General features: G+C 39.8%; 14 protein-coding genes. 12 read left to right on the forward strand and 2 right to left on the reverse strand.

Annotated features, from left to right (window positions below; genetic code table 11):
* Positions 1-12: 12 nt before the first annotated feature.
* The 4 genes from hflX to glnA all read left to right on the forward strand — a co-directional run bounded on the left by hflX (position 13) and on the right by glnA (position 4477).
* Complete coding sequence (hflX, locus tag AC3ANL_RS09170) at positions 13-1272, forward strand: GTPase HflX (RefSeq protein ID WP_488328912.1); 1260 nt, start codon at positions 13-15, stop codon at positions 1270-1272.
* 14 nt (positions 1273-1286) lie between these two features.
* Positions 1287-2558, forward strand: coding sequence for a methionine gamma-lyase family protein (locus AC3ANL_RS09175; RefSeq protein WP_488328913.1), 1272 nt, complete (start codon positions 1287-1289; stop codon positions 2556-2558).
* A gap of 142 nt (positions 2559-2700) precedes the next feature.
* Positions 2701-3102 (forward strand): MerR family transcriptional regulator, encoded by a 402-nt coding sequence (locus AC3ANL_RS09180; protein WP_488328914.1) that lies wholly within the window; start codon positions 2701-2703, stop codon positions 3100-3102.
* Positions 3103-3142: 40 nt separating this feature from the next.
* Positions 3143-4477, forward strand: coding sequence for a type I glutamate--ammonia ligase (gene glnA, locus AC3ANL_RS09185; protein WP_488328915.1), 1335 nt, complete (start codon positions 3143-3145; stop codon positions 4475-4477).
* Positions 4478-4573: 96 nt separating this feature from the next.
* Here glnA and AC3ANL_RS09190 read toward each other — a convergent pair whose 3' ends face one another.
* Together AC3ANL_RS09190 and lexA are read right to left on the reverse strand one after the other, a co-directional pair.
* Positions 4574-4858 carry a DUF4257 domain-containing protein gene (locus AC3ANL_RS09190; protein ID WP_488328916.1) on the reverse strand — a complete coding sequence of 95 codons (285 nt, stop codon included), beginning with the start codon at positions 4856-4858 and terminating at the stop codon, positions 4574-4576.
* Positions 4859-5044: 186 nt separating this feature from the next.
* Positions 5045-5668, reverse strand: a complete 624-nt coding sequence (lexA, locus tag AC3ANL_RS09195) for a transcriptional repressor LexA (protein ID WP_488328917.1) — start codon at positions 5666-5668, stop codon at positions 5045-5047.
* 160 nt (positions 5669-5828) lie between these two features.
* Between lexA and yneA the strand changes: the two genes are divergently transcribed.
* From yneA to AC3ANL_RS09235, 8 genes are all read left to right on the forward strand, one after another.
* Positions 5829-6155 carry a cell division suppressor protein YneA gene (yneA, locus tag AC3ANL_RS09200; RefSeq protein ID WP_488328918.1) on the forward strand — a complete coding sequence of 109 codons (327 nt, stop codon included), beginning with the start codon at positions 5829-5831 and terminating at the stop codon, positions 6153-6155.
* 15 nt (positions 6156-6170) lie between these two features.
* Positions 6171-6818, forward strand: coding sequence for a YneB family resolvase-like protein (locus AC3ANL_RS09205; protein ID WP_488328919.1), 648 nt, complete (start codon positions 6171-6173; stop codon positions 6816-6818).
* A gap of 74 nt (positions 6819-6892) precedes the next feature.
* Positions 6893-7123, forward strand: a complete 231-nt coding sequence (locus tag AC3ANL_RS09210) for a DUF896 domain-containing protein (protein ID WP_488328920.1) — start codon at positions 6893-6895, stop codon at positions 7121-7123.
* Positions 7124-7346: 223 nt separating this feature from the next.
* Entirely contained in the window at positions 7347-9353 is a 2007-nt protein-coding gene (tkt, locus tag AC3ANL_RS09215; protein ID WP_488328921.1) for a transketolase, read from the forward strand.
* 258 nt (positions 9354-9611) lie between these two features.
* Positions 9612-10052: a sporulation inhibitor of replication protein SirA gene (gene sirA, locus AC3ANL_RS09220; RefSeq protein WP_488328922.1), complete on the forward strand. Its 441-nt coding sequence runs from the start codon at positions 9612-9614 to the stop codon at positions 10050-10052.
* A gap of 69 nt (positions 10053-10121) precedes the next feature.
* Positions 10122-10337 carry a YneF family protein gene (locus tag AC3ANL_RS09225; RefSeq protein WP_488328923.1) on the forward strand — a complete coding sequence of 72 codons (216 nt, stop codon included), beginning with the start codon at positions 10122-10124 and terminating at the stop codon, positions 10335-10337.
* A gap of 193 nt (positions 10338-10530) precedes the next feature.
* Positions 10531-12282 carry an ABC transporter transmembrane domain-containing protein gene (locus tag AC3ANL_RS09230; protein ID WP_488328924.1) on the forward strand — a complete coding sequence of 584 codons (1752 nt, stop codon included), beginning with the start codon at positions 10531-10533 and terminating at the stop codon, positions 12280-12282.
* Positions 12283-12285: 3 nt separating this feature from the next.
* Positions 12286-14079 carry an ABC transporter ATP-binding protein gene (locus tag AC3ANL_RS09235; RefSeq protein WP_488328925.1) on the forward strand — a complete coding sequence of 598 codons (1794 nt, stop codon included), beginning with the start codon at positions 12286-12288 and terminating at the stop codon, positions 14077-14079.
* Positions 14080-14087 lie beyond the last annotated feature (8 nt).

The raw sequence follows: 14087 nt of genomic DNA on the forward strand, positions 1-14087 counted from the left end.
GAAGGATGCCTTGTGGCAGTAAAGGAAACAAAAGAAAAAGCCATTCTCGTTGGGTGCCAAACGAACCGGGATGATGATGCCCGTTTCGATTATTCGATGGGAGAGCTAGGAGCATTAACGGAAACGGCACAGGGTGAGGTGCTTATCACACTTGTCCAAAAACGTGACCGCGTTCACCCGGCCACCTATATTGGTAAAGGAAAAGTCGAAGAATTAAATGCATTGGTAGAGGAAACGGAGGCAGATATCGTCATATTTAATGACGAGCTATCCCCAAGTCAAAAAAGAAATCTGGCCGCTGAAATAAATGCGCGGATTATTGACCGAACGCAGCTCATTCTTGACATCTTTGCCCAAAGGGCCCGTTCTAAAGAAGGGAAGCTGCAGGTTGAACTGGCGCAGCTGCAATACATATTACCAAGACTTGCTGGTCAGGGAACTGCTTTATCGCGTCTTGGTGCAGGAATAGGTACAAGAGGTCCGGGGGAAACGAAGTTAGAATCAGACCGCCGTCATATCCGCCGAAGAATTGATGATATTAAAGGACAGCTTTCCGTCATCGTTCAACACCGTGATCGGTATCGTGAGAGAAGAAAGAAAAATAAGACCTTTCAAGTGGCCATTGTCGGTTATACGAATGCAGGGAAATCAACGTTGTTCAATCGGTTATCTGAAGCGGAGTCATACGAGGAAAATCAATTATTCGCCACGCTAGATCCGATGACACGGAAATTGATTTTACCAAGTGGATTTTTGGCCTTGATTACCGACACGGTAGGATTTATTCAAGATTTACCGACCACACTTATTGCGGCCTTTCGTTCCACACTTGAGGAGGTAAAGGAAGCTGATTTGATTCTGCAGGTGGTTGATATGTCTAATCCTGATTATTTTCAACACGAAAAAACTGTTAAAAAGCTGTTGGATGACTTAGAAGTAAAAGATATTCCACAAATAACAGTATATAATAAAAAAGATATTCAGCATCCAGATTTTGTCCCAACGGCTGATACACCAACTGTATTCATTAGTGCCTTTGATGAAGGCGATCGTCATTCCTTGAAGGAGCAGATGGAGAAGGTAGTGATGAAACAGATGGAACCATACGAAGTACAGATTCCATCAACGGAAGGAAAGCTGCTTTCACAATTAAAAAATGAGACCATCTTAAGAACACTCGTTTTTGATGAAGACAGTCAATTTTATCGCTGCAAAGGATACACACTTAAGGATCATCAGATAACGGGACAATTACTGAAATTTTCACTATAGATAGGAGTAACAACATGTTTCAACAGTTAAAAAATGGGGAAAAGCTGCAGCCGCTTGTGAGGGAAGTGGAACAACAAATCGCTGCGGTACATAAAGAAATGGATGAAAGAATCGAAACCAATCAATTTCGAGTGTTAAAAAGCTTTCAACAACATCGTGTAAGTGATTCACATTTTATTCCGTCAACCGGCTATGGCTATGATGATATTGGCAGAGATACCTTGGAATTAGTCTATGCGGATGTGTTTGGGGGTGAAGCAGGTCTAGTTCGCCCGCAAATTATTTCAGGCACCCATGCTATATCGATTGCTTTATTTGGGGTTCTTCGGCCGGGGGATGAGCTTCTTTATATAACGGGAAAACCTTATGATACCCTTGAAGAAATCGTCGGGATTCGCGGCAATGGAGTGGGCTCCTTAAAGGAATTCGGGATCTCTTATGATAGTGCCGCCTTGACCGATGAAGGCTCGATTAATTGGGATGCCATTGCTGGGAAAATAAAATCGAATACAAAAATGATCGGGATCCAGCGCTCGAAAGGCTATGCCACAAGGCCCTCCTTTACTGTTGAGGAAATCGGTAAAATGATCTCCTTTGTCAAAGAAATCAAACCTGACGTGGTCGTTTTCGTAGATAATTGTTATGGGGAATTTGTTGAAGAGATAGAACCGTGTCATGTCGGTGCAGATCTTATGGCGGGGTCATTAATTAAAAATCCAGGCGGCGGCCTTGCTAAAACCGGAGGATACATCGTTGGGAAAAAACAATGGGTCGAGGCCTGTTCCTATCGAATGACTTCCCCGGGTATCGGGGCAGAGGCAGGTGCCTCTTTATACAGCCTGCAAGAAATGTATCAAGGGTTCTTTCTTGCTCCACATGTCGTAGGTCAGGCATTAAAGGGCGCCGTCTTTACTGCAGCAATGTTGGAAAAATTGGGGATGAATTCATCGCCAAAGTGGGACACGAAAAGAACAGATTTAATTCAATCAGTCCAGTTTGATGATCGGGATAAAATGGTCGCTTTTTGTCAGGCTATCCAATTTGCCTCACCCATCAATTCCTACGTGACACCACACCCAAGTTATATGCCTGGATATGAGGATGATGTGATTATGGCAGCAGGAACCTTTATTCAAGGTGCGAGTATTGAACTTACGGCGGACGGTCCGCTTCGCCCTCCATATGTTGCCTATGTACAAGGCGGGTTAACCTATGCACATGTGAAAATGGCGATTTGTTTGGCGATTGACCATTTAGTCGAAAAGGGATTAATTCAATTAGATTAGGGAAAATAAAATAGAATGGCTTGTAATATTGTTGTCCTATTTTATTTTAAAAAAGCATGTAAGAAAATCTAACATAGTGTTGACATCTTTTCTTACACGAAATATAATAGCAATAAGATTTACGAAAGAGAGGAGAAATTTGGTGAGTGGAAGAGAAATTCGTCGTTCCATGCCACTGTTTCCGATTGGGCCAGTCATGCAGTTAACAGATTTAACCGCTAGACAAATCCGCTATTATGAAGAGCACCAGTTGATTTCTCCAGCTAGAACCGAAGGAAACAGACGGATGTATAGTTTGAACGATATTGATAGATTGTTAGAAATTAAAGATTTAATTGACCAAGGTGTGAACATGGCGGGCATTAAGCAATTGTTCATAGTCAAAGAGCAACAATCTAAGTTAGCTGACAATCCAAAAGAAAAAGCCAAAACAGACTTAACTGATGAACAACTAAGAAAGCTTCTTCGCAACGAATTAATGCATTCAGGCAGAAACAATCGATCCACATTACGCCAAGGCGATATGTCTCGATTTTTCCATTAAATTATGATGATTCTTTTTTCAAAAAATAGGGGGAATGAAAATGGCAAAGTATTCAAGAGAAGATATCCAACGTTTAGCAAAAGAAGAAAATGTGAAATTTATCCGTCTTCAATTTACTGACATTTTGGGAACAATCAAAAATGTTGAAATTCCAAGCAGCCAATTGGAAAAAGCACTTGATAACAAAATGATGTTCGACGGTTCATCAATCGAAGGCTTCGTACGTATTGAAGAATCTGACATGCTTCTTTACCCTGACCTTAATACATGGGTAGTATTCCCATGGACAGCTGAAAAAGGGAAAGTTGCCCGTTTAATTTGTGATATTTATACTCCAGAAGGTAAACCATTTGCAGGTGACCCGCGTAATAACTTAAGAAGAGTGTTAAAGGAGATGGAAGAGTTAGGCTTCACTAACTTCAACCTCGGACCTGAACCGGAATTCTTCTTGTTTAAATTAGATGAAAAAGGTGAACCCACTCTTGAATTGAACGACCAAGGCGGTTACTTCGATTTAGCGCCAACTGATTTAGGTGAAAATTGCCGTCGTGATATCGTTCTTGAGCTTGAAGAAATGGGCTTTGAAATTGAAGCTTCTCACCATGAAGTAGCTCCAGGACAACATGAAATTGACTTTAAATATGCTGATGCTTTAACAGCTTGTGACCAAATCCAAACATTTAAGCTTGTTGTTAAGACGATTGCGCGTAAGCATGGTCTTCACGCGACATTTATGCCAAAACCATTATTCGGCGTAAACGGATCTGGTATGCACATGAACCTTTCCTTATTCAAAGGTGGGGAAAATGCATTCTACGAGTCAACTGGCGACTTAGAAATGAGCGATAATGCACGTCAATTCATTGCTGGTATCCTAAAACATGCTGAAGCCTTTACAGCTGTAACAAACCCTACTGTAAACTCATATAAGCGTTTAGTACCAGGCTATGAGGCACCTTGTTATGTTGCATGGTCTGCAATGAACCGTTCACCATTAATCCGAATTCCAGCTTCACGCGGGTTAAGCACTCGTGTAGAAGTTCGAAGCGTAGACCCTGCTGCCAATCCATACCTTGCAATGGCAGTACTTCTAAAAGCTGGTCTAGATGGAATTAAAAATAAATTAACTCCTCCAGCACCAATCGACCGTAACATTTATGTAATGAGTAAAGAAGAAAGAATCGAAGAAGGAATCATCGATCTTCCTGCAACACTTGCCCATGCATTAGAAAAACTTCAAGCTGATGAAGTGATCACTGCTGGTCTTGGAGAGCATATCCTAGAACATTTTATTGAAGCTAAAGAAATTGAATGGGATATGTTCCGCACCGTCGTTCACCAATGGGAACGCGATCAATATATGAGCGTGTACTAAGATTCATTAGTCCTGTCGCTTAACGCGACGGGGCTTTTTAATTTACAACAAAAACCAAAAAGCCTCAGTAATAGATTACTGAGGCATTATAAAAATTTACTTCTCACCGTTCTCATTTAATAATTTAATTCTATTCAGAACGGCATCACCAGCGAGTCCAGCAATAATCGAAAAAATAAGGATTTCTACCAATGAATTTGGAGCGGTATACAGGACGAGGAGAAGCGAAGCAACTGCACCAAGAAGTACTTCTTCGAGAAAACCGAGATAAAGAAATTTTTTTGTTCTGCGAGGCATGATAATTTTTCCGTTCTTTCGAACATGTCCGATGACCCCCACCGACCCACCAATCACAATCGAGAAAATAATGTCAATTAACACTGTTTCCCACACTCCTTAAGCCTTTTATTTTTTGGACCTAAGGTAAATCATGGTGTAATTTAATTATATTAAATATTAGCAATATGAAAATGAGTAAAAATACTGATTTTTTAATATAGTAATTAATTGTGAATGAAAGTTGAAAATTTTCCCAATAAAAAAAGAGCTGGTCACAGCTCTTTTGTTTTAATGTATATGACGATAAACCCCAATTACTTTTCCAAGAATAGAAACATTCCTTAAAATAATAGGATCCATCGTGGAATTTTCTGGTTGCAGGCGGATATAGTCTTTTTCTTTGAAGAACCGTTTACAGGTTGCTTCATCTTCCTCAGTCATTGCTACAACAATGTCTCCGTTATCAGCATTTTTCTGCTGCTTTACAATAACGTAATCCCCATCAAGAATTCCAGCCTCTATCATACTTTCACCCATGATTTCCAGCATAAAGACTTGTTCATCCGAAGGAGCAAGACTTTCTGGAAGAGGGAAATACTCTTCTACATTTTCAATAGCTGTTATTGGTATACCTGCTGTAACTTTCCCAACCACTGGTACGTTTACAACTTTGTTTCTTGGGATATTGGCTGCTTCATCTACTTCCAAAATTTCAATAGCTCTTGGTTTAGTTGGATCTCTTCTGATGAGACCCTTACTTTCCAACCTAGCTAAGTGACCGTGTACTGTGGAGCTGGAGGCAAGACCAACTGCTTCACCGATTTCCCTTACCGAAGGAGGATAGCCCTTGCTTCTAACCTCATCTTTTATAAAATCCAGGATATCCTGCTGCCGTTTTGATATTTTTACCATGATAAAATGCACCTCGCCTGGTTATTGTTGGCTTAATTATAGCATGTTCTTCATTTTTATACAAACATAAGTTCGAAAATGTAGTTGACAACAAACAAACGTTCGGACTATAATGATGATATCAAAAAGAGAACATATATTCCTATAAGAGGTGGAAAACATGAAAAAATTATGGACCCAATACTCATATGCTATTACTCTAATTATACTAAGCTGCTTCTTAGCTCTCATATTATCATTTAAACAACATCCTACTGACCAGGATCAATATTTAAAAGTAACTATTTCCGAAGGTGATTCACTCTGGAAAATCTCTAACCAATATGCCGAACAGCATTCATTATCCAATGATGAGTTCGTCAGCTGGGTAAAGAAGCATAATGAAAATATTAACGATCAAATTTTTCCAGGTGAAGAAATTGTCATTCCGGTTAGTAAGAAAGTATCTCCAACAACAACCATTTTAGCTAGTGCCCCTGAAGAATAGGAAGAAGGATAGAATTTGAAAGCAATTATTTACTGCCGTGTCAGCACGAATAAAGAAACCCAGGAAACCTCATTAAAACGTCAGGAAGAGGAATTAATCCAACTTGCGAGCCAGTATCACTTTGAGGTTGATGCCATCATTAAAGAACAAGCAAGCGGCTATGATTTTGAAAGAGATGGAATATTAGAGGTATTAGAACGGATAAAAGATTCACAGGTGCAAGCATTGTTAATCCAGGACGAGACTCGGCTTGGCAGAGGGAATGCCAAAATTGCCCTCCTTCATTGCATTTTAAAAGAAGGAATCAAACTTTATAGTATTTCTCATAGCGGGGAACTCGAACTATCAGAATCTGATTCAATGGTGTTACAAATCGTCAGTATGGTAGAAGAGTACCAACGGAAACTTCATAATGTAAAGATTAAACGCGGCATGAAGCGTGCCGTTCAGCAAGGCTATAAACCAGAAAAAAATTTAAAAAACCTTGGTGAGGGTTCCGGCCGGGATAAAATCGAGGTTCCAATTGATCAAATCATTCGGTTAAGAAAAAATGACTTAACCTTTGCGGAAATTGCTGCCACACTTAGAGGATTTGGCTACCAAATTTCAAAAGCAACCGTACATAGACGATATCAAGAGTATATGGAGTCACAAGATGAATAATCCTTCTGCCTTGTAAGAACTTCTTTTTTTTAGTAAAATCAAGTGTCTAATCCTATAGAAAGGATGGTACTTGAATGCTATCTAAAGAAAAAATGGCTCGTATCAACGAACTGGCAAGAAAAGCAAAATCGACAGGATTAACGGAGATTGAAGCTAAAGAACAATCAAAATTAAGAAGTGAATATTTGGCGACTTTCCGTTCTAATATGCTTGATACCCTAACAAACACTAAGTTCATTGATCCCGAAGGCAATGATGTAACACCAGAAAAAATCAAAGCCAGAAAGAAAAATAGACTTCATTAAAAGGCTGTTCCCGATTATAATAGCCAAAGCAAGAGGCTCCACACACATACTCGCCATTTGGCGAGTTTTTTTTTTTTTTCACATATATCATTCCTTATAGTGTCAAAATAAGAAACAAAGTGACGATTATTACTTATTTTAGTGCTATTTGTTGAATTAATAGCAGGAGCAATATAATATAAATGGTGTATTCAGTTTTAGTGAATGAGAAAGGATGTATTTCATGTTTAATACTATTGATGATTTATCTGTAACATCTATTCGTACGCTTTCCATTGATGCAATCGAGAAAGCAAATTCAGGACATCCTGGGATGCCAATGGGTGCAGCACCAATGACTTATACATTATGGACAAGATTCATGAACCATAATCCAAAGAACCCTCACTGGTTTAATCGTGATCGTTTTGTCTTGTCTGCGGGACATGGCTCTGCCTTGTTATACAGCATGCTTCACTTATCTGGTTACAATCTCTCCATGGATGACCTAAAACAATTCCGCCAATGGGGTAGTAAAACACCTGGTCACCCTGAGTATCGCCATACTGAAGGTGTAGAAGCAACAACTGGTCCACTTGGCCAAGGGATTGCGATGGCTGTCGGAATGGCTATGGCAGAGCGTCATGTTGCGAGCGTGTATAATAAAGATAAGTATGAACTTGTGAACCACTTTACATACAGTGTCTGCGGAGATGGGGACCTAATGGAAGGCGTTTCTGCAGAGGCAGCATCCCTTGCAGGACACTTAAAATTAGGCCGTTTGGTAGTCCTATATGATTCCAATGATATTTCACTTGATGGAGACTTGAATAAATCATTCTCAGAAAGTGTTAAAGAGCGTTTCCAAGCGTACAACTGGCAGTATCTTCGTGTTGAAGACGGCAATAACCTTGAAGAAATCGCTCATGCACTTGAAGAAGCAAGAAGTGACCTTGATCGTCCTACCATGATTGAAGTAAGAACCGTTATTGGTTACGGTTCACCAAACCGTGCAGGAACATCAGGCATTCATGGTGCACCACTTGGAGCGGATGAGTTAAAGCTTACAAAAGAAGCGTATAAATGGACCTTTGAAGAAGATTTCCATGTACCACAAGAAGTATATGAAAACTTCCAAAAACTCATTGTTGAAAATGGTGAGAAAAAAGAAAAAGAGTGGAATGATCTTTTCGCTCAATACAAGAATGAGTACCCTGAACTAGCTGTTCAGCTAGAACAAGCATTAAATCATGAACTTCCAGAAGGCTGGGACAAGGATATTCCAGTTTACCCAGAAGGAAAAAGTCTTGCAAGCCGTGCCTCTTCTGGTGAAGTGTTAAATGGAATTGCGAAAAATCTGCCTATATTTATCGGTGGATCAGCAGACCTTGCAGGATCAAATAAAACGATGATTAAAGGATCAAAAGACTATATGCCTGGAGCATATGAAGGCCGTAATTTCTGGTTTGGTGTCCGCGAATTTGCTATGGGCGCTGCCATGAACGGGATTGCTCTGCATGGTGGGGTAAAAGTATTCGGTGGAACATTCTTTGTTTTCTCTGATTACTTGCGTCCAGCTATTCGTCTAGCATCCATAATGGGATTACCTGTCACATATGTATTCACACATGATAGTATTGCCGTTGGGGAAGACGGACCAACACACGAACCAGTGGAACAGCTTGCAGCATTAAGAGCAATGCCTGGTTTGTCGATCATTCGTCCAGCAGACGGTAATGAAACAGCGGCAGCTTGGAAACTTGCTGTGGAGTCAACCAACAAACCAACAGCCCTAATCTTAACTCGTCAAGATTTACCAACCTTAAAAGGCACTGATACGCGTGCTTACGAAGGAGTTTCAAAAGGTGCTTATGTCGTTTCACCTGCAGAAAAAGAGACTCCAGATGCATTGCTATTAGCAACTGGATCAGAAGTAAGTCTTGCTGTGGAAGCGCAAAAGGCCCTTGCTGGGGAAGGCATTCTCGTTTCTGTTGTCAGCATGCCATCATGGGATCGTTTTGAACAACAGTCGCAAGATTACAAAAATTTTGTCCTACCAAAGAATGTGAAGAAGCGTCTAGGAATTGAAGTTGGCGCATCATTCGGCTGGCACAAATATACTGGTGATGAAGGTGATGTTTTAGCAATCGACAAGTTCGGAGCTTCAGCACCTGGTGAAAAAATTATGGAAGAATACGGCTTTACCGTTAATAACGTAGTAGCACGTGTTAAAGCACTGTTACAAAAATAAATTGTAAGATAGATAAGAGAGAGAACGGAATTTCCGTTCTCTCTTTTTGCTCTTGAAGAGTATTTGTATTTGTTAAAATTTTTTGAACAATGACTTTTCATGAAGGAAAATTCACTAAATCTACCGAAATTAATATAGATTTGTTTAAAACCCTTGTAATCGACAAAAATAGTGAAAGTTTTTGGCGCCGTAAGACAAAAGTTTTTCTTGAATTTTTTTATAATAGGGAAAAGGGTTTCAACGAAGGAGAGAACAGTGGTGAGAAAATATCAGCTATATTTAATAGAAGATGAATTTGCCGCCCATTACTTCGGAAGAGAGCGTTTATTTTTTCAGCTTTTTCAAGAACATCAGACAGCTGACGGCGAACTTAAATTTATTACAGCTAAACAAATTTCATATATAACCAAAAGGGTAGAAGTGTTAAAAATCCATCAATTGATCCAAAAGCAGCTCGGAAAACATAAGGGATTTAAAGCGGATCACGGAGCATACATGTTAGGATTAAGCGGAAAACTAAGCACGGCAAGGATAGAAGTTTTTCAAGACTTAATTACAGTGGAAGCAGAGGGCAGCTATGAGGCAGAAACAGCTTTTTTTGAAGTGCTAAGAAAATGTGAATCTTCCTTTTTGGCAATTGATCTCGAGCATGAGCGATACGGCTGGTTAAAACCAATTAAAGAAAGAAAATTTATCTAAAACGAGATATTGTTTTATTCCATTTTATTTAGTACACTGTATGGTAGACAACATGAAGGAGGAAGTCTAATGGGATATTACATTCTAGTTGGTATACTGGCATTAGCAGTCGGTGTAGCACTAGGATTTTTCATTGCTCGAAAATATATGATGAGCTACTTAAAGAAAAATCCGCCAATCAATGAACAAATGTTAAAAATGATGATGATGCAAATGGGTATGAAGCCTTCTCAAAAGAAGATCAACCAAATGATGTCTGCTATGAATAAACAGCAAGGCAAATAAAATGGACAAGCACTCAACTAAAAGGGTGCTTTTTTCATGATTATTTTTCATGTCTAAATCTTTCTTATTTTACAAATATTTGATAAAATATTAAACTCAGCCGTATGATTTTTATAACAGATAAATAAGACGAGAACTTTCATAAAGTCAACTCAGTGGCAGTTGAATTTTCTTGTTTATTGGAGGTGTGTGCTTGAAAGTTTTTTTAGATTTAGGCTGGTTTTTTAAACAGGAGAAAAAAGCGTACGTATCAGGGGTGCTAATCTTATTAGTCGTTGCACTGTTACAACTAGTTCCTCCGAAAGTAATCGGCATTATTGCCGATCAGATAAACGAGGGAACAATCACAAAAGGGATAATCATTGAGTGGGTGGTGGTCCTTATTGCCGTAGGGCTTGCGATGTACGTCCTTAGGTATTATTGGAGAATCATGATTTTCGGTTCATCCGTTAAGCTTAGTAAAATTCTGCGAAATCAGCTGTACCGTCACTTCACTAAAATGTCACCTGCATTTTACCAAAAAAGCCGGATAGGGGACTTGATGGCTCATGCGACAAATGATCTTTCTGCCATTCAGCAAACAGCTGGTGCCGGGGTGCTAACCCTCGTAGACTCTCTATCCACCGGAGGGTTTGTCATCATAGCCATGGCCTTTACGATCAGTTGGAAATTAACGTTAATCTGTTTAATTCCCCTGCCGATTATGGCGATACTGACAAGTTGGTTTGGGACCATGTTACATAAAAGCTTTCATAAGGCACAAGAGACCTTCTCCTCTCTAAATGATAAAACACAGGAGAGTATTACAGGGATAAAGGTTATTAAAACCTTTGGGCAGGAACAGGAAGATATTGAGGATTTCCGCAAGCTATCAGAGGATGTTGTTCAAAAAAATATTATCGTTGCTAAAATTGATTCACTTTATGATCCGACGATTTCGATTATTGTCGGCATTTCCTTTTTTTTATCGATTGCGTTTGGCGCCAAATATGTTTTAAATGATGAGTTAACAATTGGTGAATTAATCTCGTTTACTACCTATTTAGGTTTATTAATTTGGCCGATGCTTGCCTTTGGCTGGCTATTTAATATCGTTGAACGGGGTCGTGCCTCCTACGACAGAGTTGCTGCACTTCTAAGTGAAAAAGTTGAAATCATTGATAATGGAGAAGCATTAGATGTGGTCCCTTGTGGTGATATTCAATACAAAATCGCTGAATTTACTTATCCGGGAGAAGCAAGACCGATCTTAAAAGAGGTCCATTTTTCTCTTCATCAAGGTGAGACACTTGGAATTGTCGGGAAAACCGGATCCGGTAAAACGACACTGCTGAAACTACTCATTCGTGAGTTTGAAGGCTATCAAGGTGAAATACTTTTCGGCGGAAAAGTGCTGCAAATGTTTAAACTGGAAAAATTACGCGAAGCCATTGGCTATGTTCCACAGGACCATTTCTTATTTTCGGCTACAATTGCTGAAAATATTGCCTTTACAGATCCAACTGTCACCATAAAGGAAATTGAAAGCGCTGCGAAATTAGCCAATATTCACGCTGATATTCTCCAATTTACGGATGGCTATCAAACAGTTGTCGGCGAACGTGGTGTGTCATTATCGGGTGGGCAAAAGCAACGGATTTCGATTGCCCGAGCCCTGCTGATGAATCCAGAAGTATTAGTCCTTGATGATTCACTGTCCGCTGTAGATGCAAAAACAGAAGAAGCGATTCTTTCGGCATTAAGGCAGAATCGTGCTGGCAAAACAACAATCATTACCTCGCATCGGTTAAGTGCGATTCAACATGCGAATCTCATTCTTGTCCTTGATGAGGGCAATATCGTTGAAAGAGGTACTCATGAAGAACTGATGCAATTAGACGGATGGTATCAGGAAATGTATTTACGCCAGCAGTTAGAAGAGCTCGTTGAGCAGGGAGGTCACTAACATATGGAAGAAAAATTGCAGCTATCTGACCGTGAACAAAGAAGAGTCTTATTCCGTCTCCTTTCCTATACAAAGCCCCATAAAAAGATCATAAGTGTGGCCTTTGTCCTGCTCATTTTAACAACATTAGGAGATATCGTCCTGCCGTTAATTGTCAAAATCTTTATTGATGATTATTTGACACCGGGGAAGCTTGAGTTTCAGCCATTATTATACCTAGGGTCCCTGTATATGGGAATCCAAATCATAAAAGCCATCCTGATGTTTTTTCAATTTGTGAAATTCCAAGAGATTGCCTTATATATTATTCAGCAACTGCGGATTGATGTTTTTTCCAAAGTGCAGTCACTCGGGTTAAAATACTTTGATAAAACACCAGCGGGGAGTATCGTGTCAAGGGTAACGAATGATACGGAAGCAATTAAAGATATGTTTGTAACCGTGATTGCTACCTTCATTCAAGGTGGATTCTTACTTGCGGGTATTTTTATTGCGATGTTTATTTTGAATGTGAAGCTGGCTTTATTTTGTCTCATCATTATTCCTATTTTATTATTTGTCATGAACTTATACAGAAAAATGAGCTCAAAGTTTTATCTCGATATGCGTGAAAGACTAAGCCAATTGAATGCCAAATTAGCCGAATCCCTTTCAGGCATGTCGATCATCCAAGTCTTTCGTCAGGAAAAACGGCTTCGCAATGAGTTCGGGGACATCAACGAGAAGCACTATAATGCCGGAATGAAAAATATAAAAATAGATGGGTTACTGTTAAGGCCGGCAATTGACTTAATTTATATGTTCGCGTTAATTCTTGTCTTGAGCTATTTCGGGATCACCTCCTTCCAGCACAGTATAGAAATTGGGGTCATCTATGCATTTATCAATTATCTAGACCGCTTTTTTGAACCCGTTAACCAAATGATGATGAGATTATCATTGTACCAGCAAGCGATTGTCGCAGGCTCTCGTGTTTTTCGGTTATTGGACGAAGAAGAATTGGCTCCTGCTCAGAAGACAGAAACGAGCCTTTCCATTGAAGAAGGGCAGATCGAGTTTAAGAATCTAAGCTTTTCCTATGATGGGCAGAGAGATGTTTTAAAAAATATATCGTTTACCGCCCGTCCAGGTGAAACGGTCGCACTGGTGGGGCACACTGGCAGCGGCAAAAGCTCGATCATAAATCTAATGATGCGTTTTTACGAATTTGAGCGTGGGGAGATCTTAATTGATGGGAAATCGATTCGTCATTTTACCAAGGCGGAATTGCGCGTAAAAATGGGCCTTGTCCTCCAGGATCCCTTTTTGTTTTATGGAACGGTAAAGGATAATATTCGTCTTCATAATCACGAGGTGACCGATGAACAAATTGAAGATGCAGCGAGGTTTGTTCAAGCCCATTCATTTATTGAAAACCTCGAGGATGGTTATGAGCATAGAGTGGTGGAAAGGGGAGCCACTTTCTCGAGTGGGCAGCGGCAATTAATTGCCTTTGCACGAACGATTGCAGCCAATCCTAAAATACTGGTGTTAGATGAAGCAACTGCTAATATTGATACGGAAACAGAAGAAGCCATTCAAACGGCATTGGCAAAAATGCGTAAGGGGAGAACCACCATCGCGATTGCCCACCGCTTATCTACCATTCAGGATGCAGATTTAATTCTCGTGCTGCATCAAGGAGAGATCGTAGAGCGGGGAACCCATCAGGAACTGCTTGCACTTGGCGGTTTATATCATAAAATGTTCCTCTTACAAAACGGCGCCGTTGAACATATGGAAGATGTAGTAAACTAATAGAAAAA

The sequence above is a fragment of the Neobacillus sp. DHD-1R genome (genome assembly GCF_057747995.1).

Coding starts and splice junctions, on each gene's coding strand:
- AC3ANL_RS09175 (WP_488328913.1), top strand. CDS start 1,287: ATGTTTCAACAGTTAAAAAATGGGGAAAAGCTGCAGCCGCTTGTGAGG.
- glnA (WP_488328915.1), top strand. CDS start 3,143: ATGGCAAAGTATTCAAGAGAAGATATCCAACGTTTAGCAAAAGAAGAA.
- lexA (WP_488328917.1), bottom strand. CDS start 5,668: ATGGTAAAAATATCAAAACGGCAGCAGGATATCCTGGATTTTATAAAA.
- yneA (WP_488328918.1), top strand. CDS start 5,829: ATGAAAAAATTATGGACCCAATACTCATATGCTATTACTCTAATTATA.
- AC3ANL_RS09210 (WP_488328920.1), top strand. CDS start 6,893: ATGCTATCTAAAGAAAAAATGGCTCGTATCAACGAACTGGCAAGAAAA.
- tkt (WP_488328921.1), top strand. CDS start 7,347: ATGTTTAATACTATTGATGATTTATCTGTAACATCTATTCGTACGCTT.
- AC3ANL_RS09225 (WP_488328923.1), top strand. CDS start 10,122: ATGGGATATTACATTCTAGTTGGTATACTGGCATTAGCAGTCGGTGTA.
- AC3ANL_RS09235 (WP_488328925.1), top strand. CDS start 12,286: ATGGAAGAAAAATTGCAGCTATCTGACCGTGAACAAAGAAGAGTCTTA.